Source organism: Streptomyces harbinensis (assembly GCF_900116145.1).
Lineage (GTDB): Bacteria > Actinomycetota > Actinomycetes > Streptomycetales > Streptomycetaceae > Streptomyces > Streptomyces carpaticus.
Window position 1 is genome coordinate 216,186 of the sequence record NZ_FPAB01000003.1, and the last position, 14,068, is coordinate 230,253.

Here is a 14,068-nt window from a genome sequence, read left to right on the forward strand (position 1 = left end):
CCCGGATCACCGCTCAACGCGTCGTAATGACATATTGGGGGCGGTTCGTGCGCCCCCGCACGCACCGCACCCGCACCACAACGGACTGGAGGACACCGTGGGAGTCAGCCTCACCAAGGGCGGCAACGTCTCGCTCACCAAGGAGGCCCCGAACCTGACGGCGGTGACCGTGGGCCTGGGCTGGCAGGCACGCACCACCACCGGTGCCGACTTCGACCTGGACGCCTCGGCCCTGCTGACCAACTCGCTGGGCAAGGTCATCAGCGACCAGCACTTCATTTTCTTCAACAACCTCAAGAGCCCCGACGGTTCCGTCGAGCACATGGGCGACGAGCTGGTCGGCGGCGCCGGTGACCAGGGCGGCGACGAGGAGGAGATCAAGGTCGACCTGGCGAACATCGCCCCCGACGTCGACAAGATCGTCTTCCCGGTGTCGATCTACGACGCCGACTCCCGCCAGCAGAACTTCGGCCAGGTCTTCGGCGCGTACATCCGCATCGTGAACCAGGCGGACGGCCGCGAACTGGCCCGCTACGACCTGACCGAGGACGCCTCGACCGAGACCGCGATGGTCTTCGGCGAGCTGTACCGGCACGGCGGCGAGTGGAAGTTCCGGGCCATCGGCCAGGGCTACGCTTCGGGGCTGCGGGGCATCGCACTCGACTACGGCGTCAACGTCTGACCCGTGACACGACGCCGTGACGCCCGGCGTGGGAGACAGGACTTCTCGTGATACTGAAAACCTTCGGCTGGTCCTTCGGGGTCACCGCCATGGGATTGGCGGCAGCGTTCTACTTCTGGGGGTGGGAGGGCTTCGCCGTCGTCGCGATCCTCTCCGTCCTGGAAATCTCCCTCTCCTTCGACAACGCGGTGGTCAACGCCGGTGTGCTGAAGAAGATGAACGCTTTCTGGCAGCGCATCTTCCTCACCATCGGCATCCTCATCGCGGTGTTCGGCATGCGACTGGTCTTCCCAGTCGCCATCGTCAGCGTCACGGCGGGTGTCGGCCCCATCGACGCGGTCCAGCTCGCGCTGGACGACCCCGATCAGTACGAGCAGATGGTCACGGACGCCCATCCGTCCATCGCCGCCTTCGGTGGCATGTTCCTGCTGATGATCTTCCTCAACTTCATATTCCAGGAACGGGACGTCCACTGGCTGGGCCCGCTGGAGCGCCCGCTGGCCAGGCTCGGGCGGATCGACGCCTTCTCGGTCGGTGTCGCGCTGGCCGCGCTGCTGCTGACCGCGAGCACGGTCGCCACGCACGCGTACCAGCACGGCGGCACCTACAGCGACGAGTCCAGCACCGTCCTGCTCTCCGGCATCGCCGGCCTGCTCACCTACCTGGTGGTCGGCGGGCTCTCCGGCTTCTTCGAGAACAAGCTGGAGGAGGACGAGGAGCGCGAGGAGGCCAAGGCCGAGGAGGCAGCCGAGGAGGCCAGGGCGGCCGGGCAGCAGCCCACCGTCGTCGGACTCGCCGGCCGGGCCGCGTTCTTCCTCTTCCTCTACCTCGAAGTCCTCGACGCCTCCTTCTCCTTCGACGGAGTCATCGGCGCCTTCGCCATCACCAACCACATCTTCTGGATGGCACTCGGCCTGGGCATAGGGGCCATGTACGTGCGGTCGATCACCATCTACCTGGTGCGCGAAGGCACCCTGGACGACTACCGCTACCTGGAGCACGGCGCCCACTACGCCATCGGCGCGCTGGCCACCATGCTCCTGGTCAGCATCCGCTGGCACCTGCCCGAGTGGGTCACCGGCGGGGTCGGGGTCGCGCTGATCGGCCTGTCGTTCTGGTCCTCGGTACGCGCCAACCGCGCGGACGCGGCAGCACGGCGCGAGGACGATTCCTCCGATGAATCCGCCATACCCTCCGGGGTGTGAGCGGCACAGGATTGCGGAAACCTAACAGGCGGGGCGCCGCTGGGCCACGTACCCAGGGCGCCCCGCCACGTGTTGGATGCGAGGGTTGGTGGAGTAGGTCATGGCGTCCCTGTGGAGTTACCTCAAGCGCGGCCGTGAGCCCTCGCAGAAGTTCGACACGGTGGGCGGCGCGACCAGCTACGCGTACGAACTCACCAAGCGGTACCCGAACTTCTCCCTCACCCGGCGCGGCGCCGACACCGGCACCCTGCGGGTCGACCTCTCCTGGCGGATGCGCACCGACATGGGCGGCTCCAGCCACCGCAAGCTGAACGCCTGGCGGCACCCGCTGGAGCTGTTCAAACCGGCCGAGATCCAGGGACACACCCAGGGGCTCGCCAACGTCGACTTCGACCTCGGCTGCCTCTACGAACTCAAGGACGGCACCAAGGGCGTGGTGCAGCCGCTGGGCGGGCTGACCGGCGAGTTCGGCGACCCGCCGTACATCAAGCTCAGCGGCGACGACCGGTTCGGCACCGCCTCCGGCGAGCAGATGTACATCAACCTGGACAACAAGGAGGAGATCAAGCGGCTGCTGATCTTCGTCTACATCTACGACGGAGTGGCCGCCTTCTCCCGGGCCGACGTGGTCGTCACCCTCATCACCAGCGACGGCAAGCACGTCGAGATCGGCCTCATCGACCCGCCGGACCAGGCCCACTCGTGCGCCGTGGTGCTCATCGAACACGACGAGAAGGGCCACCTGGTGGCGCGCCGCCAGGTCAAGTACACCTACGGCTTCCAGTCCGAGATCGACCACCTCTTCGGCTGGGGCATGTCCTGGGCCCGGGGCCGCAAGGCCGGCCGCGCCTGACGGCCGGACGGGCGGATGGGCGGCTCCGGGGATCTGAGTATCCGTACTCATGTCCGCCGGGGCACCGCCCTGATAGCTTCCCTCTGCCGAACGGGTGATGCGGGGAGCTGACGTTGTCGAACGGCCTGGAAGTCGATCCGAGCGAGTTGCGCGGCATCTCCGTCAACTCCGGGGTGGTCGCCGCCAATCTGGATGTGCTGCTGCGGCTGCTGCGCAACGCCGAAGGCGACGGCGCCGCCCCCGGCGGCGGCCTCGACGTGGTGGCCCGGCTCCGGGAGGTCCGTACCGGCTGGGAGGAACGGCTGGCCACCGTACGCGACGAAGCCGCCGACCTCGAACACCGACTGGACGCCGCCGCGGGCGACTTCACGGCCGCCGAGGACGGGAACCGGGCCGAGCTGGCCGCCGTCGGCGCCCGGCTGGAGCGGGGAGCCGCCGCCCCGTGATCACCGTCTCGCAGCTGAACGCGGCCCGCCCCGCCGACTTCGCCTCCGAAGCCGGCAACTGGTCGCAGTTCGCCACCTGGGCCGGCACGGCGAAGGAGTTCGTCGACCAGGAGATGGCCGACCTGCTGCGCGAGCGCTCCGGCGAGACCGTCACCGCCGCCCTCGGCCGGGTCACCGTCCTCGCCGACAACTGCGAGTACGCCCGCCTCCAGTCCGGCCTGGTGGCCGCCGCCCTGGACGGACTCGCCGAAGAACTCGGCGACGCCCAGCGGCGGTTGCGCGCCGCCCTGGCGGAAGCCGCCGAACACGGCTACCCGGTGGGCGAGGACGGTTCCGTCACCTTCCCCGAGGTCCCCGGAGCCGACGGCGGCACCGGCTGGCCCGGCGGCACCGCCCACCAGGGCGGCAACGGACCCGTGGGCGACTACCTGGACTCGGTACGCGCCCTCATCGGCGGCCCGCACGCCATCACCGCGCACGGCCTCGCCCAGCGGCTCGGCCGGGCCCTGCGGCAGGCCGAGGAGATCGACGAACGGTACGCCCGTACGCTGGCCGCCCTCGTCGTCGAACCCGGCCTGCGCATCACCTCGGCGATGTGGGCCGACGCCGGCGAGGACCTGCGCACCGTGGGCGCCGCGCTCACCGGCCTGCTGTCGGCCGCCGACATCCCGGCCGGCGCGACCCCGGCCGAGAACGCCGCCTGGTGGAACGGGCTGAGCGAGCGCGAACAGGACACCTACCTCGCGCTGTTCCCCGCCGCCGTCGGCGCCCTGGACGGGCTGCCCGCGACCGTACGCGACCGCGCCAACCGGGGCGTGCTGGAGATCGAGTACGCCCGCGTCAGCACCGAACTGGCGGAGGTGCGGGCCCGGGAACCCGCCGCCGGTGACCCCGGGCACGGCGACTGGCAGCGCGAACACGACCGGCTCGCGGGCCAGGTGCGCGGCATGGAGTCCATCCAGCGGCGCCTGGAGGCCGGCGGCAGCGGCGGGCTCCCCGAAACGTTCCTGCTCGCCTTCGCCACCGAGGGCAACGGCCGCGCCGTCGTCGCCGTCGGCAACCCCGACCTGGCCGACCACACCGCCGTCTACGTGCCCGGCACCGGGGCCCGGCTGGAGAACGTGGAGGGCGACCTGGTCCGCGCCACCCGGCTGTGGCGCGAGAGCACGGTCGCCGCCATGGGCGAGAGCGTGTCCACCATCATGTGGCTCGGCTACGACGCCCCCCAGAACGCCATGCCCTTCGAACAGGGCGAGATCATCCCCTCGGCCACCTCCCGCGGCTACGCCCTGGACGCCGCCCCGGCGCTGCGCGACTTCGCCGCCGGGCTGGAAACGGCCGCCGGCGGCCCCGACGCGGGGCACACCACGGTCATCGGCCACAGCTACGGCAGCACGGTGGTCGGCGCGGCGGCCAAGGACGGCGGCGGGCTCGCCACCGACGACATCGTGGCGGTGGGCAGCCCCGGCATGCTGGTGCCGTACGCCAAGGACCTGGGCGTGGGCGACGGCCACGTGTGGTCGATGGCGGCGGGCACCCTGGACGACATCGTGCCCAACGCGGGCCGGATGTTCCTGGGCGAGAACGACGCCGGGATCGGGATCGGCCGGTACGGCATCCCGTATCTGAAGACCGACTTGGTGCCCAACGTGCCCTCCGACGAGCAGTTCGGCGCGCATATCATGGCGAACGACTCCACCGGCCACAGCGCCTACTGGGACGAGAACTCCCAGAGCCTGCGCAACCAGTCGCGGGTGATCGCCGGCCGGTACGACGACGTGGAACTGGGATGAGCGCGGCGGCGCGGTGGTGGCCGGTGACCCGGGCGGCGGCCGTCCGGGCGGCGCTCACCGCGCGGGCGGCCCTGGCGGCCCTGGCGGCTTTGACGGCACTGACAACGGGATGCGGCGCGAGCATGACGAAGGACGCGAACGAGGCGCACGGCGCGCCCGGCGACGACGGCGACGGCACCGGCGACGGCACGCACGACGGCACCGGCACCGGTACCGGCCCGGTGGCCGAGAAGCCGGTCGAGATGGCGCGGGAGGAGCTGCGGGCCCTCTCCGACCAGCTGCTGGAGCTGGCCGCTCCCGCCGACGGCGCGACGGTCACCGACCCCGGCCCCGGCGTCGATGTGTGCGCCGATGACCCGGACCGCGAGCGGCTGTTCACGCTGTACCACGCCTGGGGCGTCCACCGGCTGCCGCGCGCCGATCTGGAGCGGGCGATGGACCGGCTGCGGCAGCACCTCCCGGCCGAGGGCTGGCTCGTCACCGAGGACGGCGTCCTCAACAACGCCAACCGCTCCCCGCGCCTGCTGCTGGAGCACCCAGGACTGCACACCGCCGCCGACATCACCCTGGCCGGGCGGGGCGACGACTCCCAGCTGCGCGTCACCCTCCAGACCGCCTGCTTCAGCACCCCGGAGGGCGAGAGCCCGGCGGGGGAGTACTGAGGGCAGGGGCGCGGCGCCCGGGTCAGGGCGCCGGTGGCAGGAACTGCGGGCCCTGCGGCGGCAGGACGACATCGGGCGCGGGCGGCGCCACGGGCGCGGCACCGGCCGGCGGGTAGCCGTACCCCGGGCCGCGCCGCGGATCGGGCGGCGGGTCGGCGGACGGCTGCGGCAGGGCGGACGGTGGCGGGGCGGCGGCCGTCACCCCGAACTCGGCCGCCAGCGCGACCAGACCGCCCCGGAACCCGAGCCCGGAGGCCCGGAAGTGCCAGCCGTCGCCCGACCGGTACAGCTCGCCGCAGATCACCGCCGTCTCGCCGGGCCCCGGCTCGGGCGCGAACCGGGCCAGCGGCTCGGTGGCGAGCGCCCCGTACAGCAGCAGATGCGGGTGGCTGCGGGCCGCGTCGAACCCCCGCTCCGCCGAGGCGGCCAGCACCACCCGGCCCACCGCCGGGTCCAGCCGGGCCAGTTCCGCCTCCACCGTGTCCAGCAGCCCGTGCCCGTCCCGCTGCTTGGGCAGCCGCCGCACCAGACCGGTGGGATGGCGCGGCTGGTTGTAGAAGACGAAGTCCCCCGGTGAGCGCACCCGGCCCGTACCGCCCAGCAGCAGCGCCGACAGGTCCAGGTCCGCGCCGCCGGGACCGCGCGGCGACCAGCGCAGCACCGCCCGCACCGAGGTGACCGGCAGCCGAACGGTGGCCCCCTTGTCCAGCGCATGCGTCATGGAGAAATCCTGCCTGCCGCCACACTGGCGAAACAACGGCGCGCTTACGATGGCCGAGATCCGGTGCTGCCGACGGGGTGCCCGGGAAACATCGACCGTCCGGGGTGAAATATGCGGCATTATGGGCACCTATCGGCTGCGCAACGTCGCGTCCTGTTCCATCAGGAGCCGGCCGAATTCAGCCTCAGCTCCTCCGTGCGCACCCTCGGCATGGCCCTGGGCGCCACCCTCTACAGCCCGGCCACCCGGCCCCGGCTCGCCGCCGACATCCGCAAACAGCAGGCCGCCGGGGTGGTCTCGATGGTCCTGTGTCTTGAGGACTCCATCAGCGACGCCGAAGTTCCCGGTGCCGAGGAGAACCTGGTGCGCCAGTTCGCCAGGCTGGAACGCGAAGGCGCCGACGACCGGCTGCCGTTGCTGTTCATCCGGGTCCGCACACCCGAACAGATCACCGACCTCACCAGCCGGCTCGGCACGGCGGTACGGCTGCTGGCCGGCTTCGTCCTGCCCAAGTTCACGGCGGACGCTGGCCCCGCCTTCCTGGAGGCCCTCACCGGCGCCGAGGTGATGAGCGGCCGGCGGCTGCTCGCCATGCCCATCCTGGAATCCCCCGAACTGCTCCACCTCGAATCCCGCGCCGAGCGCCTGGCCGCCGCCGCCCGGGTCCTGGACAAGTACCGGGAGCGGATACCCGCCGTCCGGCTCGGCGTCACCGACTTCTGCTCCGCCTACGGCCTGCGCCGCACCCCGGACATGACCGCGTACGACGTGCACCTGGTCGCCTCCGTCATCGCGGACGTCGTCAACGTCTTCGGCCGTGCCGACGGCACCGGCTTCACCGTCTCCGGCCCGGTGTGGGAGTACTTCCGCGCCCAGGAGCGCATGTTCAAACCGCAGCTGCGCCGCAGCCCGTTCAGCGGGCGTGCCGAGGGGCTGCGCGCCTCGCTCATCGAGCACAACATGGACGGTCTGCTCCAGGAGATCGAACTCGACCAGGCCAACGGCCTGCTGGGCAAGACCTGCATCCACCCCTCCCACGTCGCCCCGGTGCACGCGCTGTCCGTTGTCACGCACGAGGAGTTCAGCGACGCGGCCGACATCCTGCGCACCGGGCCGCACGGCGGCGGCGTGCTGCGCTCCGCCTACACCAACAAGATGAACGAGGTGAAGCCGCACCGCGCCTGGGCGGAGCGGACGATCCGCCGCGCCGAGGTGTTCGGCGTGGCCCGGGACGGCGTCGACTTCGTCGATCTGCTGGCCGCCGGCATGGAGGGGGAACACACGGAATGAACGACACGGTCTGGAACGGCGACTGGGTGACCCGGCGGCTCGGTGTCACCCTGCGCGGCGACACGGCGCGCGAGCACCTGGGGCTCGCCGTGCGGCGCAACCCCAAGCGGGCGCACCTGCTGGTCTCCGGCATCCTCGGCAAGCATGTGCCGCAGCGGCCCGGCGTGGTGTACGGCGCGGGGTACGAACTGGGCCGCCGGGTACGGCAGGTGCTGGGCGCGGACGAGCCGGTGGCCGTGGTGCTGGGCTACGCGGAGACCGCCACCGGGCTCGGCCACTGCGTCGCCGACGGCATCGGCGGCGAGGCGGACGGCGTGACCTGTCTGCACTCCACGCGGCGGGCCGTCCCGGGGGTCGGGCAGGTGGCGTTCGAGGAGGAGCACAGCCACCACACCGGCCATCTGGTGCTGCCCGCCGATCCGGCGCTGCTGTCGGCCGACGGCGCGCTGGTGCTGGTGGACGACGAACTCTCCACCGGCCGCACCGTGCGCAACACCATCACCGCGCTGCACCGGCTGCGGCCCCGCACCCGGTACGTGGTGGCCGCGCTGGCCGATCTGCGCACCGAGGACGACCGGGCCGCGCTGGAGAAGTTCGCCGCCTCGCTGGGCGCCACGGTCGAGGTCGTCGCCCTCGCGGCGGGGGAGGTGGTCCTCCCGGCGGACGTGCTGGAACGCGGCCGGGCCCTGGTCGCCGCACTGGACGGACCGGACGCGCCGGGACCGGACGCGCCGCAGCCCGCCGCCGTACCCGCCGCGCCGGACGCCGTACCCGCCGCCGTATCCGGCCCCGCGCCCGCCCCCGGCACCGTCCACCGCGCGCCGCTGGACTGGCCCGCCGCCCTCCCCGAAGGCGGCCGGCACGGCTTCACCCCGGCCCACCGCGCCCGGCTCGACGCCGCCCTGCCCGGCCTCGCCCGGCAGCTGGCCGCCGCCCTCCCGGCCGGCGCCCGGCGCGTCCTGGTGCTCGGCACCGAGGAGTTCCTGTACGTCCCGCTGCGGCTGGCCGCCGCCCTGGAGACGGAGACCGCCGCCGGGGACGGGCCGGAGGTGCGGTTCTCCTCCACCACCCGCTCGCCCGTCCTGGCCGTCGACGACCCCGGGTACGCGATCCGCTCCCGCCTCGTCTTCCCTGCCCACGACGACCCCGCCGACGGCCCCGGACCGCGCTACGCCTACAACATCGGCGGCCCCGGTACCTGGGACGCCGTCGTCGTCATCACCGACACCCCCGCCGACCGGCCCGCCCTGCACGCGCCCGGCGGCCTCCTCGCCCGCCTCGCCGAGCGCACCCCGCACGTCGTGCTGGCCACCGTCCCGGCCGCCGCCCCGCCGCTGCGCGGACCGGCCTTCTCCTCCTACGCGCCCGAGGAGGTCGCCTGGCTGCTGAAGGACCTCACCGACGTCCCGCTGGAGGCACCCACCGAGGAGCGCGAGGAGGCCATCCAGAGCGGCGGCGCGCACTACGCCGAATCGCTCCCCGTCGAGTACCAGCCCAGCGACGCCTACCAGCGGCTCTTCCACACCGCGCTGGACGCCTCCGCCCGCCGCATCGCCGCCGCCGTCGGCACCGTCACCGAACTGGTCCTGGCCGGCCGGCCCCGCCCCGTCCTGGTCTCGCTCGCCCGCGCCGGCACCCCCGTCGGCATCCTCATGCGCCGCTGGGCCCAGCACGCCCACGGCCTCCCACTGCCGCACTACGCCGTGTCCATCGTGCGCGGCCGGGGCATCGACACCACGGCCCTGCGCTGGCTCGCCGCCCATCACGACCCGGCCGACGTGGTGTTCGTCGACGCCTGGACCGGCAAGGGCGCCATCACCCGCGAACTCGAAGCGGCCCTCGCCCCGTTCCCCGGCTTCGACCCCTCCCTCGCCGTCCTCGCCGACCCCGGCGGCTGCGTGTCCGTCTACGGCACCCGCGAGGACTTCCTCATCCCCTCCGCCTGCCTCAACTCCACCGTCTCCGGCCTCATATCCCGCACCGTGCTGCGCGCCGACCTGATCGGCCCGCACGACTTCCACGGCGCCAAGCACTACGCCGAACTCGCCCACGCCGACCAGTCCGCCCGCTTCCTCGACACCGTCGCCGCCCACTTCCCGGCGGTGGGCGCGGAGGTGGCCGCCGCCGTCCCCGCGCTGCTCGCCGCCGACCGCACCCCCACCTGGGACGGCTGGCGGGCCGTGGAACGCCTCAGCGACGCGTACGGCATCGGCGACGTCAACCTCGTCAAGCCGGGCGTCGGCGAGACCACCCGCGTCCTGCTGCGCCGCGTCCCCTGGCGCGTCCTGACCCGGCGCGGCGTCGGCGCCGACCTCGACCACATCCGGCTGCTCGCCGAGCAGCGCGGCGTCCCCGTCGAGGAGCGGGACGACCTCCCCTACAGTTGCGTCGGACTGATCCACCCCCGGTACACCAAGGGCGCCACCGGCGCCGACGGAAGGGCAGCACGTTGACCGCCTCGGCACCCGTCCTCGTCGCCAGCGACCTCGACCGGACACTCATCTACTCGGCCGCCGCCCTCGCCCTCGGGCTGCCCGACGCCAAAGCCCCGCGGCTGCTGTGCGTCGAGGTGCACGAGGGGAAGCCGCAGTCGTTCCTCACCGAGACCGCCGCCGGGATCCTCGCCGGCCTGGCCGGCTCCCCGCACGCCGTCTTCGTCCCCACCACCACCCGTACCCGCAAGCAGTACCGGCGCATCAACCTGCCCGGACCGCCCGCTCGGTACGCGATCTGCGCCAACGGCGGCCATCTCCTCGTGGACGGCGAGACCGACCGCGACTGGCACGCCTCCGTGCGGCGCACCCTCGCCGCCGAGTGCGCCCCGATGGCCGAGATCCAGGACCATCTGCGGCGCACCGCCGACCCGCGCTGGCTGCTGAAGGTGCGGGACGCGGAAGACCTGTTCACCTATCTCGTCGTCGAACGCGCCCTCCTGCCCGATACCTGGACCAAGGAACTCGCCGACTGGGCCGAGCCGCGCGGCTGGACGGTCTCCCTCCAGGGCCGCAAGCTGTACGCGGTGCCGCGTCCGCTGACCAAGTCGGCGGCGGTCGCCGAGATCGCCCGCCGCACCGGGGCCGGTACGGTCCTGGCCGCCGGCGACTCCCTGCTGGACGCCGATCTGCTGCTCGCGGCGGACCGGGGCTGGCGCCCGGGGCACGGCGAACTCGCCGACACCGGCTGGAGCGCCCCGCACATCACGGCGCTCGCGGAGCGGGGCGTCAGCTGCGGGGAGGAGATCCTGCGCGCGTTCGCGGCGCACGCGCGTCCTCACTGACCCGCGCGCGGCGGGCGGCGGCCTCGTGCCGGCGATCCTCCTCGGCGGCCTGCTCGGGGTGGCGGGCCCGCCAGTACGGGTTGTCGTGCGGCAGCCGGCCGCTGACCCGCCCGTACATGCCGAAGCACATCAGGATCAGCCCCACCACGAAGCTGAAGAGGACGTTCTGGATCCGGAACGCCAGGAAGTTGGCGCCGGTTTCCAGGACGGCCAGGTTGTAGAAGCCGCTCAGCACGAACAGCACGCCCACCGTCAGATTGAGGGAGGACGCGAAGTTGCCGCCCTTGATCATGCCGGCGAAGAGCAGCAGGCCCACCACGATGGACAGCCAGCTGAGAGCGCCGTTGCTGTTGAGGCCGGCGACCGTGTTGTCGCCGGTGGAGAAGAATCCGAGGCGCTGGATGACGCCGAACACACCGAAGACGATCAGCGCGACGCCCATCAGTCCGGCGCCGATCCGGTAGACGATGCTCAGCCGGTGATCGGTGGGCAGGTGTTCGTCGAGCCGGGCCCGCTGGAAAAGGCCCCGCAGACCGACTTCGGGTATCCGATCGCGTGAATGCGTATGGATGGCCATATCACCAGCATGGCCCCCATAACCGGACGGATCAACCGCAGCAGCCGCCCCCGCAGCAGCCTCCGCCGCCCCCGCCGCCGGCGGGCTGCGGCGCGGGCGCCGCCCCCCGGGAACCGGCGCCGCCGCCCACCGCCACCGTCGACAGCAGCTTCACGGAATCCTCGTGCCCGGCCGGGCAGCGGGCCGGATCGGCCGACTGCGCCATCGGCCGGCTCAGCTCGAACTGGTCGCCACAGCTGCGGCAGCGGTACTCATAACGCGGCATGGGCCCAGGGTAGCCGGGCCCGCCGGTCAGGGCCTCCCCTGCCGGATGTCCTCCACGACGGCCGCGACCATGCCCCGTACCGCCTCCGTCTCGGTCAGGAACAGCCAGTAGTCGGGGTTGCGGCCCCCCGCCTCCAGCGCGGCGACCGCCCGGTCCAGCCGCTCCACCGCCGCGTCCAGCGGCCCGGCGTGGCGTGGATCGGGGATCTGCCGGCCGCTCATCGCCAGCCGCTGCCCGTCCCGGATGGCGAACCGGGCCCGGTCCGCCTCCTTCGACGGGTCGAACGACACCTCGTTCAGCCGCCGCAGCCGCTCGCCGGCCGCCGACACCGCCTCGTCCGTGCGCCCCAGCAGCGTCTGCACCTCCGCGAGACGGGCCGTCGCGTCGTCCCAGCGCTGCTCGTCACGCGCCCGCCGCGCCTCGCCCAGCGCGCTCTCCGCCTGCCGCACCGAGGCCGCCGCCTGCTCGGGCACCCGCTGGAGGTCCTGCCAGCAGGCCGCGCTGAACCGGCGGCGCAGCTCGCTGAGCACCGGCTCCACCTGCCCGGCCCGGGTGGTGATCGCCTGCGCCCGGGTGCGCAGCGACGACAGCCGCTTGTCGATCCCGGCCGCCCGGCGCGGCAGCTGCTCGGCCTCGGCGGTGATCGCCTCGGCCCGCCGCCGTACGTCCTCGGCCCGCCGGACGGTCGGCTGGATGCCGTGCTGGGCCGGACCCTCGTTCAGCAGCCGCAGCTCGGGCCCGAGCGCGGCCAGCGCGGCGGCGAGCTGATCGGCGGCGAGCCGGGCCTCGCGTACCGCGTCCAGCGCGGTGGTGGCCTCCAGCAGCGCACGCTTGGCGCTCTCCACGGCCGGGGCGACCTGCCGCAGCTGGTTCTCGGCGCGCTCCAGCAGCGGGGCCAGGCTCTGCCCGAAGGTGTCCAGATCGGTCTTGGCGCGCCGCAGCTCGTCCCTGACCCGCACGAAGTCGTGCCGGGCGCGGGAGGCGGCGCCGGCGTCCAGGTTCTCGCTGTCCAGGTCGTGGACGTCGACGGTGCGGATGTACTCGTGGCTGACCTGGTCGATGCGCTCACCGAAGGCCGCGAAGTCGTGCGCCACCCGGCCCGCCTGCCGGGAGTCGTCGGCGGCGGCGGTGATCGTCTCGACGGTGATGCGCAGTTCGCGCTGGGCGGTGTCGAGTTCGTAGAACGCGGCGGCCGTCTCGTCCTGGGCGGCCTGGGCCTCGGCCCGCAGATCCTCCACCCGGCCCCGGCCCCAGCGCCGTACCCCGCCGCCGGAGAACGCCCCGGGGAGGGCGAGCGCGACGGCGGGCAGCAGCGCGAGGGGCAGCAGCGCGATCCCGGCAAGCTCCTTGGCGGTGCGCGTCGCCCTCACTGTGCACTCTCCCCACTCCACGACTGGTGGTCATTCTTTCACCAGGAGCCGGGCGGGAACATGGCCAGGTCAGTCGGAGCCGTAGACGGAGATGCCACCGTTGCGGGTGCTGACCGAGATCAGCGCCTCGGCCGCCGCGTCCTGCGGGACATCCACGTCGACGGTCCCGTTGCCGGTGTCGGTGTCGACGCGGTACGCGCCGTCGGCGGGGACGGTCAGCCGGACGCCGCCGTTGCGCGAGGTGACCTCGACCCGCTCGGGGACGGTGGCCAGGCCCAGGGTGACACCGCCGTTGTGGGTGTCGGCGCTGACCCGGGGGGTGTCGAGACCGGTGGCGGTGATCTTGCCGTTGTGCGAGGAGAGCCGCAGCTCGCCGGTGCCGCTGTCTTCGACGGTGATGTTCCCGTTGTGCGAGGACAGATCGAGCGGGGCGGTGAACCCGGCCGCCTCGATGTGCCCGTTGGTGCCGCGCACGGTGACGGCGAGGTCGGCCGGCACCACGATCTCGTGCGGGGCGTCGCAGGAGGTGATGAACCCCGAACACACCACCCGCAGGGTGAGGGTGTCGCCGGCCATCTCCCACCCGATGTCGGTACTGCCGAACACCTTCCCGGCGGTGAACCACCGGGTCACCGAGATCTCCCCGTCCAGCCCAGGATCCGGCACCAGCGTGACGTCGGCGCCGCCGGACTCGACGGTGAGGGTGTCGCCGGTGACCCCGAAGGTGGCCTGCTCGGCCGCCCCGTCATGCGTCTGCGTGGAACACCCGCTCAGCCCGGCGGCCAGGACGACGGCCGCGGCGGTGAGAACGGCGGAACGGACAAAGGTACGGCGCACGGCGGAGCCCCCGGTGGATGGTACGGATCGACAACACCCACCACGGTAGGAACGCGGCCCCCACCAGGTAATCCGGCTGGCTGGCGGGCG

General features: G+C 73.0%; 14 protein-coding genes. 9 read left to right on the top strand and 5 right to left on the bottom strand.

Annotated elements, in window-relative coordinates; translation table 11 throughout:
• The first annotated feature begins 97 nt into the window (after positions 1–97).
• From BM385_RS08760 to BM385_RS08785, 6 genes are all read left to right on the top strand, one after another.
• Positions 98–682 carry a TerD family protein gene (locus tag BM385_RS08760; RefSeq protein ID WP_019433094.1) on the top strand — a complete coding sequence of 195 codons (585 nt, stop codon included), beginning with the start codon at positions 98–100 and terminating at the stop codon, positions 680–682.
• Positions 683–729: 47 nt separating this feature from the next.
• Positions 730–1,887 carry a DUF475 domain-containing protein gene (locus BM385_RS08765; RefSeq protein ID WP_019433093.1) on the top strand — a complete coding sequence of 386 codons (1,158 nt, stop codon included), beginning with the start codon at positions 730–732 and terminating at the stop codon, positions 1,885–1,887.
• Positions 1,888–1,987: 100 nt separating this feature from the next.
• A complete protein-coding gene (locus BM385_RS08770) occupies positions 1,988–2,740 on the top strand; it encodes a hypothetical protein (RefSeq protein WP_019433092.1) in 753 nt (250 codons plus the stop codon).
• 113 nt (positions 2,741–2,853) lie between these two features.
• Positions 2,854–3,186, top strand: a complete 333-nt coding sequence (locus tag BM385_RS08775) for a hypothetical protein (RefSeq protein WP_019433091.1) — start codon at positions 2,854–2,856, stop codon at positions 3,184–3,186.
• Positions 3,183–4,979, top strand: coding sequence for an alpha/beta hydrolase (locus BM385_RS08780; protein WP_093842703.1), 1,797 nt, complete (start codon positions 3,183–3,185; stop codon positions 4,977–4,979). Before BM385_RS08775 ends, BM385_RS08780 begins: the two co-directional genes overlap by 4 nt.
• 122 nt (positions 4,980–5,101) lie before the next feature.
• Positions 5,102–5,641: a hypothetical protein gene (locus tag BM385_RS08785; RefSeq protein ID WP_139275153.1), complete on the top strand. Its 540-nt coding sequence runs from the start codon at positions 5,102–5,104 to the stop codon at positions 5,639–5,641.
• A 22-nt stretch (positions 5,642–5,663) separates the two neighbouring features.
• Here the strand turns inward: BM385_RS08785 and BM385_RS08790 are convergent, their stop codons facing one another.
• Positions 5,664–6,362 carry a TerD family protein gene (locus tag BM385_RS08790; protein WP_093842705.1) on the bottom strand — a complete coding sequence of 233 codons (699 nt, stop codon included), beginning with the start codon at positions 6,360–6,362 and terminating at the stop codon, positions 5,664–5,666.
• Positions 6,363–6,473: 111 nt separating this feature from the next.
• Here BM385_RS08790 and BM385_RS08795 point away from each other — a divergent pair, with 111 nt between their 5' ends.
• From BM385_RS08795 to BM385_RS08805, 3 genes are read left to right on the top strand one after another with little or no spacing between them, the layout of a single operon-like run.
• The gene (locus tag BM385_RS08795; protein ID WP_093842706.1) at positions 6,474–7,652 is read left to right on the top strand and encodes an HpcH/HpaI aldolase/citrate lyase family protein; all 1,179 of its coding nucleotides are present in this window, start codon (positions 6,474–6,476) and stop codon (positions 7,650–7,652) included.
• Entirely contained in the window at positions 7,649–10,105 is a 2,457-nt protein-coding gene (locus BM385_RS08800; protein ID WP_093842707.1) for a phosphoribosyltransferase, read from the top strand. Before BM385_RS08795 ends, BM385_RS08800 begins: the two co-directional genes overlap by 4 nt.
• Complete coding sequence (locus tag BM385_RS08805) at positions 10,102–10,929, top strand: HAD family hydrolase (RefSeq protein ID WP_019433085.1); 828 nt, start codon at positions 10,102–10,104, stop codon at positions 10,927–10,929. The genes BM385_RS08800 and BM385_RS08805 overlap by 4 nt, the downstream gene beginning before the upstream one ends.
• Here BM385_RS08805 and BM385_RS08810 read toward each other — a convergent pair.
• From BM385_RS08810 to BM385_RS08825, 4 genes are all read right to left on the bottom strand, one after another.
• Positions 10,874–11,506 carry a DUF4383 domain-containing protein gene (locus tag BM385_RS08810; RefSeq protein WP_019433084.1) on the bottom strand — a complete coding sequence of 211 codons (633 nt, stop codon included), beginning with the start codon at positions 11,504–11,506 and terminating at the stop codon, positions 10,874–10,876. The two genes, BM385_RS08805 and BM385_RS08810, sit on opposite strands and share 56 nt — an antisense overlap.
• A gap of 31 nt (positions 11,507–11,537) precedes the next feature.
• Positions 11,538–11,771: an FmdB family zinc ribbon protein gene (locus BM385_RS08815; RefSeq protein WP_093842708.1), complete on the bottom strand. Its 234-nt coding sequence runs from the start codon at positions 11,769–11,771 to the stop codon at positions 11,538–11,540.
• A gap of 26 nt (positions 11,772–11,797) precedes the next feature.
• Positions 11,798–13,141, bottom strand: a complete 1,344-nt coding sequence (locus tag BM385_RS08820; protein ID WP_019433082.1) for a coiled-coil domain-containing protein — start codon at positions 13,139–13,141, stop codon at positions 11,798–11,800.
• 69 nt (positions 13,142–13,210) lie between these two features.
• Positions 13,211–13,978 carry a DUF4097 family beta strand repeat-containing protein gene (locus BM385_RS08825; RefSeq protein ID WP_093842709.1) on the bottom strand — a complete coding sequence of 256 codons (768 nt, stop codon included), beginning with the start codon at positions 13,976–13,978 and terminating at the stop codon, positions 13,211–13,213.
• Positions 13,979–14,068: the final 90 nt, after the last annotated feature.